Source organism: Burkholderia sp. AU45274, assembly GCF_030482505.1.
Classification (GTDB): domain Bacteria; phylum Pseudomonadota; class Gammaproteobacteria; order Burkholderiales; family Burkholderiaceae; genus Burkholderia.
The window spans coordinates 164,709-181,318 of the sequence record NZ_JAUJQE010000001.1 but is presented as its reverse complement, the minus strand read 5'-3'; the positions used below and the strand labels follow the sequence as shown (position 1 = coordinate 181,318).

The following is a 16,610-nucleotide window of genomic DNA, read 5'->3' as shown; positions in this document are numbered from 1 at the left end:
GGGCGTCGGCCGCGTCAGGGCGCGACCCAGCGGCCTTCGTAGCCGCGTTCGTGCAGATCGAACACCGCGCGGCGATGGCCGGTGCGCGCGAGTTCGAGCCAGTCGATACGCGTCACGGTCACGTGAAGCAGGCAGAAGTTGCCGTAGCCGTCATCGGTTGATGCTGCCCCCTGGCTCGCCGGGACCTGCGCGGCTTCCGGCGACGCGACCGGCGTACCCGGCGGCAACGGTGCGCGATACAGCAGCAGCGTATGCGGACGGCTCGCTTGCCAGACCGCGCGCCGTTGCGCTTCGTCGTCGCAGATCGATGCCGCACCTTCCACGCGAATCTGCACGAGCGCATCGAGATCGTTGGCGACGAGCGCGATGCGCGGATCGCGGCGCAGCTCCGCGACCTTCTCCGAACGCGCATCGGTATGAAACGACAGCACGCGATCGGCGCGGTTCACCTGACGCAACACGATCGTGCGAACCTTCGGCGCGCCGTCGACGCCGAGCGTCGCGGCCTGCAGCATCGTGAACGGCGAGCGTTGCGCGCTCACGCCGGATTCGAGGCAGGACCACAGGCGCTCGTAGGTTTGCGCAAGTGATTCGGAAGGGGAGTCAGGCATGACGAAGCGGCGATCGTGCAGGTTGCGATCGCGCCAGCTTAACCGTTTGCTGCGGCGACGGCACGCGCGCGGCGCGCCGGCCGTCGCCGGGCGGCTCAGTTGTAGCCGAGTACGACCGATGCCGCGTCGCCGAGGTCGGCCGCCGGCTCCGCGCCGAAGCGGCCGAGCACGTCGGCCACATATTGCGGCCCGGCGCTGATCTGCGACGACCGGTGCGCAACCGGCCGGCTATCGCTCGCGCCCGGCGCTGCGCCCATCGATACGGTGTCGTTGACGGTGATCGTCATGTTGGTGTCTCCTCACGCGGCCAGCGCCGCACCATACGCGCGCACGAGGCGCGCCACGCCTTCCCGGATCGCGTCGACGTCCGGCGCGGCAAACGACAGGCGCAGCGAGGCCGCGTCGACGTTGTCCGCGAAGAACGCCTTGCCCGGCACGAACACGACCTTGTTCGCGATCGCCTGTTGCAGCAGCACGTCCGACGACACCGCGCCGATCCGCGCCCACACGAACATCCCGCCTTCGGGACGATGGAATTCGATCGCATCGCCGAGGCCGTCGCGCAACGCGTCGCACATCGCGTCGCATTTGCGCTGGTACGCGGCCGTGATGCGCGGTAGATGGCGTTCGAGCGCACCGTCGGCCAGATACTCGGCGGCGGCCGCCTGGGTCCACGGCGTGCTGCACAGATCAACTGTCTGCTTCGCGATCACGCAGCGCCGCGCGATCTCGGCCGGCGCGATCGTCCAGCCCACGCGCAGCCCGGGCGCGACGATCTTCGACAGGCTCGCGAAATGCACGATCCAGTCGCGCGCGCCGTCCACTTCATCGGCAAGCGCCAGCATCGACGGCACGGCTTCGCCCGCGAAACGCAGGTCGCCGTATGGATCGTCCTCGACGATCAGGAAACGGTATTGCACCGCGAGACGCAGCAGCTTCAGCCGGCGCTCGCGCGTGAGCGTCGCGCCCGTCGGGTTCGCGAAGGTCGGGACCGTGTACAGCAGCTTCGGCTGCGCGATCGCGCCGGACGCGAGCTGTTCGCCGAGACGATCGACGTCGAGGCCCGCGCCGTCGACCGGAATCGTCACGATGCGCGCCTGCTGCAGACGCATCGCCTGCAGCGTCGCCGGGTAAGCCGGTTGCTCGGTCAGCACGACGTCGCCGGGCGACACCATCACGCGCAGCAGCAGGTCGAGACCCTGCTGCGAACCGGTCGTGACGAGCAGTTCGGCCGGTATGCACGCCACGCCGCGACGCCCCATCAGCGCGATCAATTGCTGCTTCAGTTCAGCGAGGCCGTCGGTCGGACCGTATTGCAGGCAGCGCACGGGCTGCGCGTACGCGCGCTCGGCGGCTGCGTTCAGGCCGTCGACGTCGAACAGGTCGCTGGCCGGATAACCGCCCGCGAAGGAAATCATGCCCGGTTCGGACAGGTACTTGAACAGTTCGCGGATCGGCGAGCCGGCGGGATTCTGGAATGAGGGAGTGAACGCGTACATGTCGTCGTGAGCTGGATGGCGCGGACGGCCGGGATAGCCGCCCGATACCGGCCACCGCGGCGCTTCTGGCGCCACGGCGGTGAAATCGAGCCACGATTGTCGATAGTCATTAAGGCCGCGGCAAACGATATCTATGCACTAGGTCTTGCGGTTTGGTCATCACATGGGGCGCGGGCGGGCGCAGCAAAACGCGCGGTCCGCCAGCGTTTCGACCCAGGGCTTTACGCACGTGTTGCCGGCGGAAAGCCAATCCGCCCGATTGTTTCGTTTCGCCGCGCGCTCACCCTGCCCGCCCAGCTTGTGGCCGGGACCCGGCCGAATCAGTGCGCCGGCCCCGCAGGCGCGGGCGGCGGCGGCTTGGGCTTCCACGTCGACAGCGCGCGCGTGAGGTCGTCCGACACGTAGTGCGGACCGTCGAACAGATAGACCGAGTAGCCGCGATAGGCCACCAGTTGCTTGCTCAGCTCGTCGGCGCTGGCGGCGCGAAACCCGCCCCGCTCGGCGGGCCGGAATGCCTCGGCGATCACCCGCACGCGTTGCTTGCCCAGTTTTGAAACGAGTTCGTCGAGGTAGCTGCGCGCGACATACGGCTCGCGGGCATAGACGCCGCAGCCGTCCTGGAAGAACACGCCGACGTCCGCGGGCAGCCACGCCGCGAGCCAGTCCGCGAGCGTCTTTCCGCCGATGTTGGTCTGGTCGTACACGCTCACCCAAAGCGGACGCGGCAGCCGTTGCAGGATCGCGGCGAGCTTGGGCGCGTCCTGCCAGGTCGGATCGATCTCCACCGGAAAGTAATAACCGGTGACATGCAGCGGGATCGTTGCGTGCGCTACTTCGAGGGATTGATCGGCGAGCGTCGACAGATGGGTGCGCGCCCGTTTTTCGTCCTGGTAGCCGGCGAGGCCCAGGATCACGTTCCTCGCCCAGGGCTCACGACCGATACGCTCCCAGTCGGGAAGGTGCGCGGCAGGCTGGATGCGGGTGTTGGCGATGAACGCGGTATCGTCGACGACGGTCCATTGAATCAGCAGATCGTGGATGCCGAGGATCTGCCAGTTGCCGGCCGGATTGGTCGTCGTGTTGTCCACCTGCCAGGCGATGCCGTCGGCGTGCACGTCGTGCGCGGTCCAGCTGCAGGCGGCCACGACGAGCGATGCGCCGATCGCCGCGAGCGTCGCCGCGCGAGGCGAACGCGGCGCGGCGGCGAGCGAGCCCGGTTGCGCTGCGAGTCGAAGCCGGCCCATGCGTTGTTGAATCCTGCGCCAGGCCGGCGTCGCATACATGGTCATCGCTGGCTCTCCGGAAGCATGCCTGCGCGTCATCGTAGCCGATCAAATGCAAACGTGCGACCCGCGTTGCCAATGCGGGTCGCACGTTGCTGTCGCTACGCCTGCGTCACTTGGCCGTCGTGCCGTCCACCCACGTGTAGCCGAGATTCGTAATGCCGGTAATCATGCTCTGGAAGTCCTGATACGCCGGCAATCCGAGATCCGGTTCGAGCCAGTACGGATGGAAGAAGAAGGACGCGAAACCGTCCCGCACCGCCAGGCCGTACTGCGCATTGGTCACGATTTGCTGCCACGTGTAGGTGATGCACGAGAACGGGTCGACGTTGCAGATGTTGTACTGCACGCTGCCCAGGTTCTCCGGAATGATCCGCTGCCCGTAGTAATCAGCGTTGATGATGTACGGGAAAAACTGCCCGGCCGAAAAGTCCTGGTTGGCGGCACCCGTGCCGAGTTGCGGTTTGGTCGCAGTGTAATACACGGCCCGCTGGAACGTGGTCGGGAACGTGAGGGCTGTCGCCGACGACGCGGCCGGGGACATCTGGTACTGCGGTGCGGCCCAGCCGACGATCTTGTAGCCGTTGAGCGTGAACTCGAGCAGGCCATCGGCCATTCTGCCTTCCGCCCATTGCACGGAATCCTCATCAACCGGCCGGTTCTGCACCGCGTACCAGAACTCGTAGTCGCTACCGCTGACGGCATTCAGCAGGTTCGGTGTCGAATCGTACTGGTGCGTATAGCCGTGCATCACGATCGAGCCGCCGCGCAACAGCGCATAATTCAGAGCACGCTTGAGGCCCGTTGCCTGCGCCAGATGGATCGTCTCCGGCACGCCGCCGTTGTAGTAGCCGTTCGGGTCCGTATACAACGGGATGGTGGCCATCGTGAACGGGATCTTCTTCGAGTACATGTAGTTCGTCAGCAGCAGCATCGAACTCGTCGTGGTATACGCGTCGAGGTCCTCCAGGCGGACGAGCGCACGATGATTCACCGGTGCATTGGTCTGCAGGATGTCGTGCAGGATGTCGCAGATCACCAGGTAGCGATCCGTCGGGCCGATATAGGAGAACGGCATGTCCGCGAAGTACCAGAAGTTGCCCGAGCGCATGACGTACGGCGCGGTTGCGCCGCTCTGGCTGTTCTTGATGGTGACGAGCGCCTGCGCCTTGGTGGCATCGACGACCTGGGTCAGTCCGACGTCCGGATCCGCATTGATCGTGCCGGACGACGCGTCATAGGCGTAGTACTTGACCATCGGCAGGTTCTTGTACGTGACCGTGTCGTAGAACCCGGGATTCGGATTGCTCGACGATGGCGTCGCGTTCATCCCGGCGAGGCCCAGGAAGCTGAACCCGTAGGTCTGGTTGAACGTGTAGGCCGTGTTCCATGCCAGCTGCCACAGGTTGTACTTGAACCAGACCACCGTCTTCTTGGTGGTCATCACGTCGCTCATGAACGCGGTCGGAATCGGGTTGTTGTAGTAGTTGCCGATATAGAACGTCGCGTCGTGATTCCCGACCATGCCGGCCGTGTAGTTCTGGATCGGAACCAGATCGACGGTCGTATTGAAGTGACCCAGCAGGTTCCTCAGCATGATGCTGTACATCAGGCCCAGCTTCGAAAACGGATCGTTGGCCGGATTGTCGTACAGGATGAGCGTATGGGCAGTGGTGGCCTGCGCGTGCGCGGTGCCCGGCAATGTCATTTGCGCGAGTCCCGCAAGCAGGGCGATGACGAGCAAGATCTTTTTCATGGCCGTTTCTCCCTATTCACGTTCCACATTGCCGTTGGATTTACTGACGGACTTCTTGCTGAACTTCGGGCGGCCCGTTTCCTTGTACGCCTTTTCCCAATCCTCGTCGGACATGCCGGCTTTCACGTTGACGTGCGCCGAGCCGTTCGGCAGCGGAGGCGGCTTGATCTTCTGGGCAGAGGAATTACTCGTCTGCTGCGCACCCACATCCTGAACGCCGACGGCGAAGACGAGCGTCGTGATCAATGCGACGATTGATCCGGCGGCGCTCAACCCGTTTCGAAAAGATTGATTGCGATGCGAAGGCATGATTTTCATCCTTTGATATGCGAAATAAGTTCATCTCGTTAGCGAAACGAGCACGTCGAATCACCATCCGGAATCGGGGCGCCATGTCGTGAATATTTTGATGCGCAATTGAAACCAGACAAATAAATCCGGTAGGAGATGGTTTTACTTTCAAGCTAGAACCGTACCATCCGTCGCAAATGGGCATAGCGCCAAGGCGACGAAATTGGCGCATCGAGGCCGCTCGAAAATGCGTCGATAAAACGTTTCAGGCGTGCAACGCGGCGGTGTCACGAATTTAATCGGACAAACACGCGAAACCCGTTCATGCGCCCCGGGCGAAACCTGTCGTGCCCCACGCTTCGCGGATCGCGATGCGACGATCGCCGTGAATGGCACGCCCGCACGCGCAACGACGCCTGGCGCGCTCGATTTCCGGTTCAACGCCCATTCGTCCGGCCGGTCACCGCTGGAATCGCATGACGATTTTCGGAGGGCGCCAGCCGCGCACGTGCCGAGGGTCCGAAAACGATGTGTCATCCGGTCGATCGACGGCGTGTTTCAGCACTGAAACATTTGGCTCGGATTCGGCGGGCCGATCCTGTGCGGCGGTTCGCGGCGCCCGCAACGTCAAGGGTCGCGCGGCGATGGCGCACGACTTGCTACATGAGCACTGTGTTGCGAAGTCGATGCGCGGGGAGCCATGCGCGCGCGCCGGGCGGAGAGCGGCTGCGAGCGTTGAAGGATGCAGTGACGGAGGCAGGCAGGCGGAAATGGGCTGTCCAAAAGTCATCCACTGAACACGTTGCATCGCTCGCGATGTGACGTGGCTGCATCGACGAAGCGCGCGCGGCGCGCGCTTTTTCGAGCGGCAGGCATTCGCGTGGCACACACCACGCAGTGGACGTGACGGGGCGACGAGGACGAATGAACGTTTCGTCTTGCGTCGGTACGAGGGGAAATAATCAAATAAAAGATAACAGCGCGGGAAAGATGATGGACAACATGGTTTGGAGTGCGTATTTATATGCGCTTAACATCGTCACCATTGTGACCGCAATCGTCATCCTGGTCAGCACACTGGATGACCTCACGCTGGATGCCTGCTATTGGTCCTTTGAAATCGGGCGCATCCTGCGCCGCGAAAAATCGCAAACGATCGATATCGGCATGCTGCGCGCGCTGGAAGAGCGGCATCTGGCGCTGATGGTGCCGGCGTGGAAAGAATATGACGTGATCGCCAAGATGATCGAAAACACGTTGGCGACGCTCGAGTACGAGCGCTACGTGATATTCGTCGGCACCTATCACAACGATGCGGAAACCACGGCCGAGGTCGAACGCATGGTCCGCCGGTATCCGGGCCGGGTCACGCGCGCGACCGTGATGAACGACGGGCCGACCTGCAAGGCGGACTGCCTGAACTGGATCGTCGAAGCCATCCTGCGTTACGAATCGGTCCATCACATCCAGTTCGCGGGCGTCGTCATGCACGACTGCGAGGACGTCATTCATCCGGTCGAACTCAAATACCTCAACCACGCGGTGGCGGACAGCGACCTCGTCCAGCTTCCCGTGCTGTCGTTGCCGCGGAAATGGAACGAGTTCGTCGCCGGCTGCTACCTGGACGACTTCAGCGAAACGCACCAGAAGGACGTGCCGGTGCGCGCCCGGCTGACCGGCATCGTCCCGGGCGCGGGTGTCGCGTCATGCTACAGCCGGCGCTCGATCGAAGCGGCGATGAAGGAGCGCAACGGTTGTCCGTTCAACACCCGTTCGCTGACCGAGGACTATGACTTCAGCTTCCGGCTGCGCGACCTCGGCATGACGGAAACCTTCGCCCGCTTCCCGCTTTCGGATATCGCACGCGACACCGGCGGCCAGCGTGCCAACGGCAACGTCGTCAATCGAAACCTGCTGGCCACGCGCGAGTACTTTCCCAAGACATTTCGCACCGCGTACCGTCAGCGCGCGCGCTGGATTCTCGGCATCGCCTTCCAGGGCTGGGAGCAGCTCGGCTGGAAGGGCAACCTGCTCACCCGCTACATGTTCTTCCACGATCGCAAAGGCATCGTGACGTCACTGTTTTCGGTGATTGCCTATGCCGTGCTGCTCAACTTCCTGCTGCTTGCGGCGCTCCAGCACGCCGGCGTTGCCATCCCCGCCGGCGCCTCTGCCGTCATGGCGAGCTCGTGGGTCACGCCGCTGCTGTGGGTGAACACCGCGATGCTGTTCGCGCGCGCCGGGCAACGCTATCACTTCGTCAGCAAGCTGAACGGCCCGCTCCAGGGGCTGCTCTCGATCCCGCGGATGTTCGTCAACAACCTGATCAACTTCTACGCGGTCTGCCGTGCGTGGCGCATCTATCTCGGCCATCTCGTGAGCGGCAAGCCCATCGCGTGGGACAAGACCAGTCATACCTACCTGTCGAACCAGGAGCTCGGGAAGGTGCGCCTCAAGATCGGCGAGATCCTCGTCGGTTGGGGCGTGGTCACGCTGGAGCAATTGCAGGCGAGCCTCGAGAAACAACTGACCTGCGGCAAGCGGCTGGGCGAATTGCTGATCGAAGGCAGCGAGATCTCGACCGAATCGCTCGCGGATGCGATCGCCGAGCAAGCCGAGCTGCCCCGGGTGAGCCTGGGCAACGTCGCGGTGGGCCACTTCGCGGATTCGCTCGCCTTCGAGCTGCAGTACGCGTATCGGGCCGTCCCGTTTTCAACGGCGGACGACGGCACGCTGAACATCGCGGTCGGGCGGCCGCTCACGCCGGACGAACAGGATGTCGTGCGGCGCGGCGCCCGGGCGAAGGTGGCCTATTTCATTGCCTGCGACACGGAGATTACCGCCGAACTCGCCCGGCACTCGCGCTTCGTCGAACTCACGCGCCTGCGCGACGGCGACCCGGCCGCGCAGCAAGGTGCTCCCGCGCAGAAACCGTCGGGAGAACAGGCATGAAGCATTCGACACGCCCGATCGCGGCCAGCCTCAAGCGCTGCGCACGGTTGAGCGCACTGGCAATCGCCGTGTCGCTGGCCTGGCAGGCGCCGGCGTCCGCCGCGCAGCAACTGACGCCCAAGGCCTACAAGCTCGCCGACAGCGCCTACAAGGCAATCAATGCCGGCGACCTGCCCCTCGCGGAAGTGTATGCGTCGCGCGCCATCAAGCTTCAGCCCGGAAGCGAACAGCTCGGGCTGCTGCTCGTCGACGTATACCGACGGGAAGGAAAGGTCGACGAAGCGGATTCGATGGTGGAATCGCTGATCGTTCGTTTTCCGAAGAGTGCGGCGGTACGCGCGCAGCATGGCTACCTGGCGCAGCGGCAGATGCGCTACGACGTTGCCTGCAGCGATTTCGCGGCCGCCGTCGCGACCGGGAAATGGAGCAAGGAACAGCAGCGCAACCTGCGTCTCGCCTGGTCGGACAGCGCGCTCGCGGCGAAGCTTCCGCATGAAGCCGGCATCGCGCTGGCGCCGCTGGCCGATGAAAAATCGGCCGTGGTCCAGGTGCGCATCGCGCAGATGAGCCTGCAGGCAGGCGACCGCGACACCGCCATCCGCATGGCCGACCTGGCGGCCAGCGACGCGACGACCGAAGGCGAGCGCAACATGGCCGCGTCGATCGCGGCGCAGGCGAGGCTGGACGATCAGGCCGCCGAGGCGCCGGTCGACAATACCGCGCAGCAGAAGTTGCAGGATGCCTATGACCTCCTGCGCGACCACAAGGATCGCGAGGCGCTCGACGCATTCCAGGCGGGATTTTCCGGCGGTGCCGGCAATGCGATGAACTACGCGGACGCGGGCTACGCCGCCAAGCGGATCGGGCTGAACCAGGAGTCCATCGACCTGTTCGAGCACAGCCTCGACGCCGACGAAAACGAACACACCTTCGATGCGCAACACAAGTTCGGCTATCGGCGGGAGGTCGAGCAGCTTCAGCGCAGCTGGGGGTTCGTCCTGAGCGCGCCGTACCAGTCGGCCGCGTTCGGTCCACAAGGCACCATCAGCGTGCTGCAGCCGGGTGTGGAAGTGTATTGGCAGCCGCCGAAGATCGGCTATCAGAACGGCCGCATCTTCCAGTTCTTCGTGCGCGGATACGGCACGGCCTACGACGGATCGGGCAACACGACCGGGCTGCCGACCGTGCAGGGTTCGGTGGGCGCGCGCTACAAGCCGCTGCCCGACCAGAACGTCGTGCTGACCGCCGAGCGGCTGTTCCACGTCGGCAGCCAGTCGATGACGGACTGGCTGATGCGCCTGGGTTATTCGTCGGAAGGCGGGACCGACCTGAGGGTCACCGAGCCGAGCTGGCGCAGCTGGCAGGCCTACGTTGAAGGCGCTTACTTCATCAGCGCGGGGCGATACATCATTTATTCGGAGTTGCGTTACGGGCACACCTGGCGTTTGCCGATGATCAGCGATCGGCTGACCATCTACCCGCACGCCGCGGTGGCCGGCGATCACGACAATCGGCAGCCGGACAAGACGGCGATCGGCGCCGGGCCCGGCATCCAGTTTCGGTACTGGTTTCGCGAAGGCCGATATAGCGCGCCGGCAAGCTATCTGGATGTCACGGTGCAATACCGGTTCGGGTTGACGTCAGCGGCACGCGCACGTGGTCTCGTGGTACGCGCGACATTGTGGTTCTAACAGCGACGCTGACGCTTGCTCATGGATGGCGCTTTGCGCTTAGTTGGGCGCCTTGAGCGTGATGATCGTTTGACGCAACAGCTGGAAGTACGAGCTCGTCGAATACGGAACCATCTGCTCGGCGTAGTTCCACCAGAAGAATCCGCCGATGAAACGCGGATCGGTCATGCTGTTGACCATCGGGTAGTACGTCTTGATCAGGTTCTGCTGCACCGACGCCGGCGCGGCGGTATTCGAGGTGCCGATTTCGCCGAAGCCGACCTTCGCGTTCGGGAAGATGCTTTCCAGCGCCGCGAAATCGTTCTTCCACGTCGGATTCAGCCCCGGGCAATCCTGGTACGGGTAGTAGCTGAACAGCGCGTAGTCGGCTTGCTGGCGGACCGTCGACGACAGGAAGGTGGTCGGCCACGTCTTCCAGTAATCCTGCGGCTTCTCCCAGCAGTTGGTGCCCTTGCTGTCGTCGTTGTAGTACAGCGTGATGGCCGTCTTGCCGCCGTTCGATTTGACGATCTGGTTGGCCGCCGCGACCATCTGGCCGATCTGCTGCTCTTGCGCGTTGACCACGCTGTTCGTCCCGCTCGGGTCGTTACGCAGCCATTCGCCGTTGATTTCGTTCGCGATCTCCCAGACGTCGACCGTGTTCTTCAACTGCGACACCAGTTCCTGCGTTCTGGCCTTGTACGTGGCGAGATCCGTCGGGAAATAGTAAGAATCGTAGACTTCGCCCATCACGTACGCGACGGCGTGCAGGCGCAGCAGCGGTGCATAGTAGTCGGCGGCCGACGTACCCGGATCGAACACGACACGCACGGTGGGCTTGTACGGCAGGTTCTGCAGCGACGCGACGATCGCGTCCAGCTTGGTCAGGTCGTCGAGGGTCACGCCGTAGACGGGATTCTTCAGAGGTTCGACCTGGGCTTCAGCGGGCCGGGATAAAGGCAGGAGCCCGGCATAAGCGACGCATGCGGCGATGGCCGTGCGCGAGATATTTTTCGTCAGTCTTTTCAAAACGCTTTCCGCCCTAAAGTAAGAAGAAGCGCGATTTTAGACGAAAATAAAAGGTAATTATCGGATGATATTGAAAGTGGCGAGCCCTAAAAAGATCGTTGGGATCGGTATCAAAAGTGAATGCGGCAGGATGCCGCGTCAGGTAAGTTGTTACGTGATACTTATTAAATGCACTGCAGCATCGGCGCGAGAAGCTGGTGCCGGGAGAGGCGGCGGCGGGTGCGTCTCAGGGTAAAGCCGAGGTGCGGGTGGCTGCGTGCAAACGATTGCCGACGCCCGAAGCTAGCCGCAGCCAATCGCCCTTGACACACGCGGCTCAGCGACACGAACCACCCACGCCCCCTGTTCATTCAGACGACCGGATAGCGGAACCCGCTACCACCCGGATTCCGCTACGCGGCGCCTTCGTTGCCTGCTCAGGCAGACGCGTTGCGATTCGCCTCGATCACCGTCAACGCCGCCATGTTCACGATCCGGCGCACCGTCGCGCTCGACGTCAGGATGTTCACCGGCGCGTTGACGCCCAGCAGGAACGGCCCCACCGCCACGTTGCTGCCCGCCTCGGTCTTGAGCAGGTTGTACGCGATATTCCCCGCATCCACGTTCGGGCAAACCAGCAGGTTGGCAGCGCCCTTCAGCGGCGACATCGGCAGCAGCTTCGACCGCAAGCCCTCGTCGAGCGCGCAGTCGCCATGCATCTCGCCGTCCGCCTCGATATCCGGCGCCTGCTCCCGGACGATCTCCAGCGCCCGGCGCATCTTCACGCCCGACGCCGCGCTCCCCGACCCGAAGTTCGACCGCGACAGCAGCGCCGCTTTCGGCGTCAGGTTCAGCCATTCCATCTGACGCGCCGCGGCGATCGTGAATTCCGCGATCTGCTCCGCGTCGGGATTGTCGTTGACGTGCGTATCCACCAGCGCGACCGTTCGCTGGTCGAGCAACAGGATGTTCATCGCCGCATAGGTCGACGCCCCCGGCTTCTTCCCGATCACCTCGTCCACGAACCGCAGGTGGTTGTGATACTCACCCACCGTCCCGCAGATCATCCCGTCCGCGTCGCCAAGCCGCACCATCATCGCGCCGATCAGCGTCAGGCGGCGCCGCATCTCGACCCGCGCCATCTCCTTCGAGATGCCATCCCGGCAGCGCAGCTCCCAGTACTTCGTCCAGTACTGCGGGAAGCGCTCGTCATACTCGGGATTCGTCACCTCGACATCCTGGCCGAGCCGGATCCGCAGGCCGAATCGCTCGATGCGCGCCAGCAGTACCTCCGGGCGCCCGACCAGGATCGGCCGCGCCAGCTTCTCGTCGACGATCACCTGCACCGCGCGCAGCACGCGCTCGTCCTCGCCTTCGGTAAAGACGATCCGCGCCTTGCCGCCGTCGCGCACTAGCCGGCGCGCCGTCGCGAACAGCGGCTTCATGAATGCACCGGAGTGGTAGACGAATTGCTGCAGTTGCTCGACGTACGCGTCGAGATCGGTCAGCGGGCGCTTCGCCACGCCGCCGTCCATCGCCGCCTTGGCCACGGCCGGCGCGATACGGACGATCAGGCGCGGGTCGAACGGCTTCGGAATCAGGTATTGCGCGCCGAACGCCACGTCGTACGCCCCGTAGGCCGCCGCGACCACTTCGTTCTGCTCTTCCTCGGCCAGCCCCGCGATCGCGTGAACGGCGGCGATCTCCATTTCGCGGGTGATCGTCGTCGCGCCGACGTCCAGCGCGCCCCGGAAAATGTACGGGAAGCAGAGGACGTTGTTGACCTGGTTCGGGTAGTCCGAGCGGCCCGTCGCGATCACGACGTCGTCGCGCGTCGCATGCGCCAGTTCCGGGAAAATTTCCGGCGTGGGATTGGCCAGCGCGAGAATCAGCGGGCGCGGCGCCATCGCCTTCAGCATCTCGGCGGTCAGGATGCCGCCGACCGACAGGCCCAGGAACACGTCCGCGCCGCCGATCACGTCGGCCAGCTTGCGCGCGTCGGTGTCCTGCGCGAAGCGCGACTTCGCCGGATCCATCAGCGTGGTGCGGCCGCGATAGACGACGCCCTCGATGTCGGTCACCCAGACGTTTTCAACCGGCAGCCCGAGGTCGACCAGCAGGTCCAGACAGGCCAGCGCCGCGGCGCCGGCCCCCGACGTCACGACCTTCACTTCCGAAATCGATTTCCCGACGACCTTCAACCCGTTGATGAACGCGGCGGAGACGGTGATGGCGGTGCCGTGCTGGTCGTCGTGGAAGACGGGGATCTTCATGCGATCACGCAGCTTCTGCTCGACCGTGAAGCACTCGGGCGCCTTGATGTCCTCGAGGTTGATGCCGCCGAAGGTCGGCTCGAGGCCGGCGATGATGTCGACCAGCTTGTCCGGATCGGTTTCGTTGATCTCGATGTCGAAGACGTCGATCCCCGCGAATTTCTTGAACAGCACCGCCTTGCCTTCCATGACCGGCTTCGACGCGAGCGGGCCGATGTTGCCCAGGCCGAGCACGGCCGTGCCGTTCGTGATCACGCCCACCAGGTTGCCGCGGCTCGTGAACCGGTGCGCCTGCAGCGGATCGGCGGCGATGGCCTCGCACACGCCCGCCACGCCCGGCGTGTACGCCAGCGCGAGATCGCGCTGGGTCACGAGCGGCTTGCTGGCGACGACCGAGATCTTTCCCGGCGTCGGAAATTCGTGATAGTCGAACGCTGCCTGCTGCTGTGTCTCAGTCTGTTTCATGTTCTTCGATCCGGGCACGGGCGCCAGGCCAGTCCCGGCGCGATCCATGAAGGGGATTCTAGGGCTCCGCCATAACGTGTTGATTCTGTTTTAATATTGGCCCATCACTTTTTCATGATGGATACATGACCAGTCAATGACTTTTGACGCAAACGACGTGGTCAGGCGGCTGGGCGCCCGCTTGAAGATGCGGCACCTGGTGCTGTTGCTGCAAATCCAGCAGCACGGGTCGCTGACGCGCGTCGCGGAGCACATGGCCAGCAGCCAGCCCGCCGTGACCAATGCGCTGTCCGAGCTGGAGAGCATGTTCGGCACGCCGCTGTTCGAGCGCTCGTCGCGCGGCATGCGGCCCACCGCGCTCGGCGCGGTCGTGCTCGAGCGGGCGAAGGCGATGATCAAGGATCTCGACCACCTCGCCCGCGAGATGGAGGCCGTCGCCGCCGGCCATGCGGCCCACCTGCACATCGGCGTGATTCCGTTCATTTCCGGGCAGATGCTGTCGGCCGCGCTCAAGCGGCTGCAAGCGCGCATGGAGCGACGCCTGACCGTGACGATTCATGAGGGCACCAGCGATCAGCTGCTGCTGCAGCTCAGGGACCACGGCGTCGACATCGTGATCGGGCGGGCCTCGTCGGCGATCGACCTGGGGCAGGTCTCCTTCGAGGTCTTGTACCAGCAGCAGCCGCGCATGATCGCGAGCCGGCGCCTTGCCGCGAAACTGGCCCGCACCGCGCTCGACTGGCACAAGCTGCACGCGCTCGACTGGATTCTCGGCGCGCCGCATACGCCGATGCGGGAACAGGTCACCGACCTGTTCCTGTCGGCCGGCATCGCGCCGCCCGTTCCGATCGTCGAGAGTTATTCATCCAAGCTGATCGGCGAGATGATCGCGTCGAGCGACGAGGCCGTGTCGATCGTGCCGGCCGATATCGCGGAAGAACTGGTGCGGATCGCCGGCGTGGCGATCGTGCCGTACTCGCTGGTGTGGACGCTTCCGCCCATCGCGCTGTTCACCCGCGCCGCCGAGTCGCGCTCGCCGGCGCGGGATCTGCTCGTCGAGGCGTTGCGCGGGGTGTGCAGGGAGACTTACGGGGACGCGCAGCGGTAGGGTTTCGCGAGCCACGCCTGCGTTGAACGGCCCGCCGGATTCGCCGAACCCCGTCGTGCGTCTCGACGGCTTCCCGGTGCGCCACCGGCCCCGGGCTACTTGCTGGCCGCGAGGCGCCGCAGAATCTCTGCACGCTCGGAAGTCAGCACATGGTCCGAGCCCTCGCCGCGGTCATAGCGTTTGGTCGTCCGGTAGGACAACCGCTTCTTGTACTGATTGGTAGCGGGATCGAACACCCACGCATCGACGTCGAAGAGGTGCGCTTCGAAATGACTTTCGCCCTTGCCCCACACATAATCGGCCCGAACGAACACCGGATAGGACGACACGTCCGGCACCTTCCACATCGCGCGATCGGCCAGTTCGGTCTGGGTGACTTCCGGCATCAGGTTCTCGATCTTGCCGTTCGCGCCATAACGCAGGATCGCCACGCGCTCCAGCATCCCGCTGCCGCCGCCCGAAAACATTCCCGAGAAGAACACCCACGAGCCGCCCGACGCAATCGGCAGCCGCTCGGACCTTGGCGTCAGTCCGAACTGGTAAAGCTCCTTCGGCGAATTGGGCAGCGGCGCGGGCGGCATCTCGAAGCACTGCGCACGGTCCGGAAGCACGCAGAGTTTCACGCCGGACAGCGGGAGGCCGTCGGTGTCCGTCCGGCCCTCCGCCTGGGTGAAACGGGGGAAGGCCAGTTCGCCGGATGCGGCTTGAACGCCGGTGACGCCAACGACGGAAAGGCCCAGGATCACCCCAAGCGTTTTACGGAACCCGCGCATGCACCCGCCCTCTTCTGTCATGTCTTGATAGGCGCGAATTGTCGATGATCCGGCCGGTTCTGTCGAATGAGCGATTGCGGCCGGCGATCCGCCGATAGGGCGCCCATCGGGGCGGTTCACGAGATAGCGCGGGGTTCTTCAGTACGTGAGATGGACGCTCCATTGATCGCCGCGTTCCACGCGCTTGCGCAGATCACCCCTGCGCCTGATGGCACACCACCTCGATATTGTGCCCATCCGGCCCGATGACGAACGCCGCGTAGTAATTCGCGTGATAGTGCGGCCGCAGCCCCGGCGCGCCATGGTCCTTCCCGCCTGCCGCCAGCGCCGCGCGATAGAACGCGTCGACTTGCTGCCGGTTGTCGGCCACGAACGCGATGTGAAGGTGCGCCGGTTTCTCCGTCGTCTGGAACAGGCACAACGAAGGCTTGCCCGGCGGAGAGATCTCGATGCCGTACGACGGCTCGCCCTCGCCCTGCACCACGACGCCAAGCGGCTCGAGTGCGCTCAGGAAAAACGCCTTGCTCGCTGCAAAGTCGGTCACGCCGAATTTGACATGGTCAAACATGACTCCCCCTCGGATAGATGGGTCTGCCGGCACCCGGATGGAACGTCGAAATCACCGCGATGTTGCCACACGCAGCCGTCGCTAGCATCCCCTGCGCGACCGAACAAGAAAAGTCCGACACAGTCGGGCCAACGAGCGGGACGCTCACTCCTCATCGAGCAGTCGCGGCGTGCGACACGACGTCATTGTGATGCTGGCGACACCCGGCGATCGCGCACGAAGCTGTGACTGATCGTCGAGCGACAGGCATGTCTGGAAGGATTCCGAAAGAAACGACCACTGCGAAACATGCGCATCGGATGACCTGCCCGTCGGCAGGGTCGGCAAGAGAATGGCCGGGTCAATCGACCTTC

Annotated in this window: 13 protein-coding genes; 3 read left to right on the top strand and 10 right to left on the bottom strand. The window is 64.2% G+C overall.

All coding sequences use genetic code 11. The features are described from left to right. Positions 1-14 precede the first annotated feature (14 nt). The 6 genes from QZM35_RS00860 to QZM35_RS00835 form a co-directional block, all read right to left on the bottom strand. Positions 15-611 (bottom strand): pyridoxamine 5'-phosphate oxidase family protein, encoded by a 597-nt coding sequence (locus QZM35_RS00860; RefSeq protein WP_089428325.1) that lies wholly within the window; start codon positions 609-611, stop codon positions 15-17. A 95-nt stretch (positions 612-706) separates the two neighbouring features. After that, entirely contained in the window at positions 707-898 is a 192-nt protein-coding gene (locus QZM35_RS00855; protein WP_301775209.1) for a hypothetical protein, read from the bottom strand. Positions 899-910: 12 nt separating this feature from the next. Then, a complete protein-coding gene (locus QZM35_RS00850) occupies positions 911-2,110 on the bottom strand; it encodes a PLP-dependent aminotransferase family protein (RefSeq protein WP_301775208.1) in 1,200 nt (399 codons plus the stop codon). Between the two features lie 320 nt (positions 2,111-2,430). Then, a complete protein-coding gene (locus QZM35_RS00845) occupies positions 2,431-3,399 on the bottom strand; it encodes a hypothetical protein (RefSeq protein WP_301775805.1) in 969 nt (322 codons plus the stop codon). Positions 3,400-3,505: 106 nt separating this feature from the next. After that, the gene (locus tag QZM35_RS00840) at positions 3,506-5,149 is read right to left on the bottom strand and encodes a DUF2334 domain-containing protein (protein WP_301775207.1); all 1,644 of its coding nucleotides are present in this window, start codon (positions 5,147-5,149) and stop codon (positions 3,506-3,508) included. Positions 5,150-5,161: 12 nt separating this feature from the next. Then, a complete protein-coding gene (locus tag QZM35_RS00835) occupies positions 5,162-5,458 on the bottom strand; it encodes a hypothetical protein (protein ID WP_175238053.1) in 297 nt (98 codons plus the stop codon). Positions 5,459-6,433: 975 nt separating this feature from the next. Here QZM35_RS00835 and QZM35_RS00830 point away from each other — a divergent pair. Next, positions 6,434-8,392 carry a glycosyl transferase family protein gene (locus QZM35_RS00830; protein WP_301775804.1) on the top strand — a complete coding sequence of 653 codons (1,959 nt, stop codon included), beginning with the start codon at positions 6,434-6,436 and terminating at the stop codon, positions 8,390-8,392. Further along, positions 8,389-10,083, top strand: a complete 1,695-nt coding sequence (locus QZM35_RS00825) for a bacteriophage N4 adsorption protein A (protein ID WP_089432136.1) — start codon at positions 8,389-8,391, stop codon at positions 10,081-10,083. The genes QZM35_RS00830 and QZM35_RS00825 overlap by 4 nt, the downstream gene beginning before the upstream one ends. Before the next feature lie 39 nt (positions 10,084-10,122). Here the strand turns inward: QZM35_RS00825 and QZM35_RS00820 are convergent, their stop codons facing one another. Together QZM35_RS00820 and QZM35_RS00815 are read right to left on the bottom strand one after the other, a co-directional pair. Next, positions 10,123-11,025 carry a hypothetical protein gene (locus QZM35_RS00820; RefSeq protein WP_301775803.1) on the bottom strand — a complete coding sequence of 301 codons (903 nt, stop codon included), beginning with the start codon at positions 11,023-11,025 and terminating at the stop codon, positions 10,123-10,125. Between the two features lie 482 nt (positions 11,026-11,507). Beyond that, on the bottom strand, positions 11,508-13,808 hold the full coding sequence (locus QZM35_RS00815; RefSeq protein WP_089428334.1) for an NADP-dependent malic enzyme: 2,301 nt from the start codon (positions 13,806-13,808) through the stop codon (positions 11,508-11,510). Positions 13,809-13,944: 136 nt separating this feature from the next. Here QZM35_RS00815 and QZM35_RS00810 point away from each other — a divergent pair, with 136 nt between their 5' ends. Next, entirely contained in the window at positions 13,945-14,916 is a 972-nt protein-coding gene (locus tag QZM35_RS00810; protein ID WP_301775205.1) for a LysR substrate-binding domain-containing protein, read from the top strand. 95 nt (positions 14,917-15,011) lie between these two features. Here the strand turns inward: QZM35_RS00810 and QZM35_RS00805 are convergent, their stop codons facing one another. Together QZM35_RS00805 and QZM35_RS00800 are read right to left on the bottom strand one after the other, a co-directional pair. Beyond that, positions 15,012-15,809, bottom strand: a complete 798-nt coding sequence (locus QZM35_RS00805; RefSeq protein ID WP_301775204.1) for a hypothetical protein — start codon at positions 15,807-15,809, stop codon at positions 15,012-15,014. Between the two features lie 73 nt (positions 15,810-15,882). Further along, on the bottom strand, positions 15,883-16,257 hold the full coding sequence (locus tag QZM35_RS00800; protein ID WP_089428338.1) for a VOC family protein: 375 nt from the start codon (positions 16,255-16,257) through the stop codon (positions 15,883-15,885). Positions 16,258-16,610 lie beyond the last annotated feature (353 nt).

Excerpts from the sequence above, each read along its gene's own strand:
- QZM35_RS00860 (WP_089428325.1), bottom strand. The coding sequence starts at position 611 with ATGCCTGACTCCCCTTCCGAATCACTTGCGCAAACCTACGAGCGCCTG.
- QZM35_RS00855 (WP_301775209.1), bottom strand. The coding sequence starts at position 898 with ATGACGATCACCGTCAACGACACCGTATCGATGGGCGCAGCGCCGGGC.
- QZM35_RS00850 (WP_301775208.1), bottom strand. The coding sequence starts at position 2,110 with ATGTACGCGTTCACTCCCTCATTCCAGAATCCCGCCGGCTCGCCGATC.
- QZM35_RS00845 (WP_301775805.1), bottom strand. The coding sequence starts at position 3,399 with ATGACCATGTATGCGACGCCGGCCTGGCGCAGGATTCAACAACGCATG.
- QZM35_RS00840 (WP_301775207.1), bottom strand. The coding sequence starts at position 5,149 with ATGAAAAAGATCTTGCTCGTCATCGCCCTGCTTGCGGGACTCGCGCAA.
- QZM35_RS00835 (WP_175238053.1), bottom strand. The coding sequence starts at position 5,458 with ATGCCTTCGCATCGCAATCAATCTTTTCGAAACGGGTTGAGCGCCGCC.
- QZM35_RS00830 (WP_301775804.1), top strand. The coding sequence starts at position 6,434 with ATGGACAACATGGTTTGGAGTGCGTATTTATATGCGCTTAACATCGTC.
- QZM35_RS00825 (WP_089432136.1), top strand. The coding sequence starts at position 8,389 with ATGAAGCATTCGACACGCCCGATCGCGGCCAGCCTCAAGCGCTGCGCA.
- QZM35_RS00815 (WP_089428334.1), bottom strand. The coding sequence starts at position 13,808 with ATGAAACAGACTGAGACACAGCAGCAGGCAGCGTTCGACTATCACGAA.
- QZM35_RS00810 (WP_301775205.1), top strand. The coding sequence starts at position 13,945 with ATGACTTTTGACGCAAACGACGTGGTCAGGCGGCTGGGCGCCCGCTTG.
- QZM35_RS00800 (WP_089428338.1), bottom strand. The coding sequence starts at position 16,257 with ATGTTTGACCATGTCAAATTCGGCGTGACCGACTTTGCAGCGAGCAAG.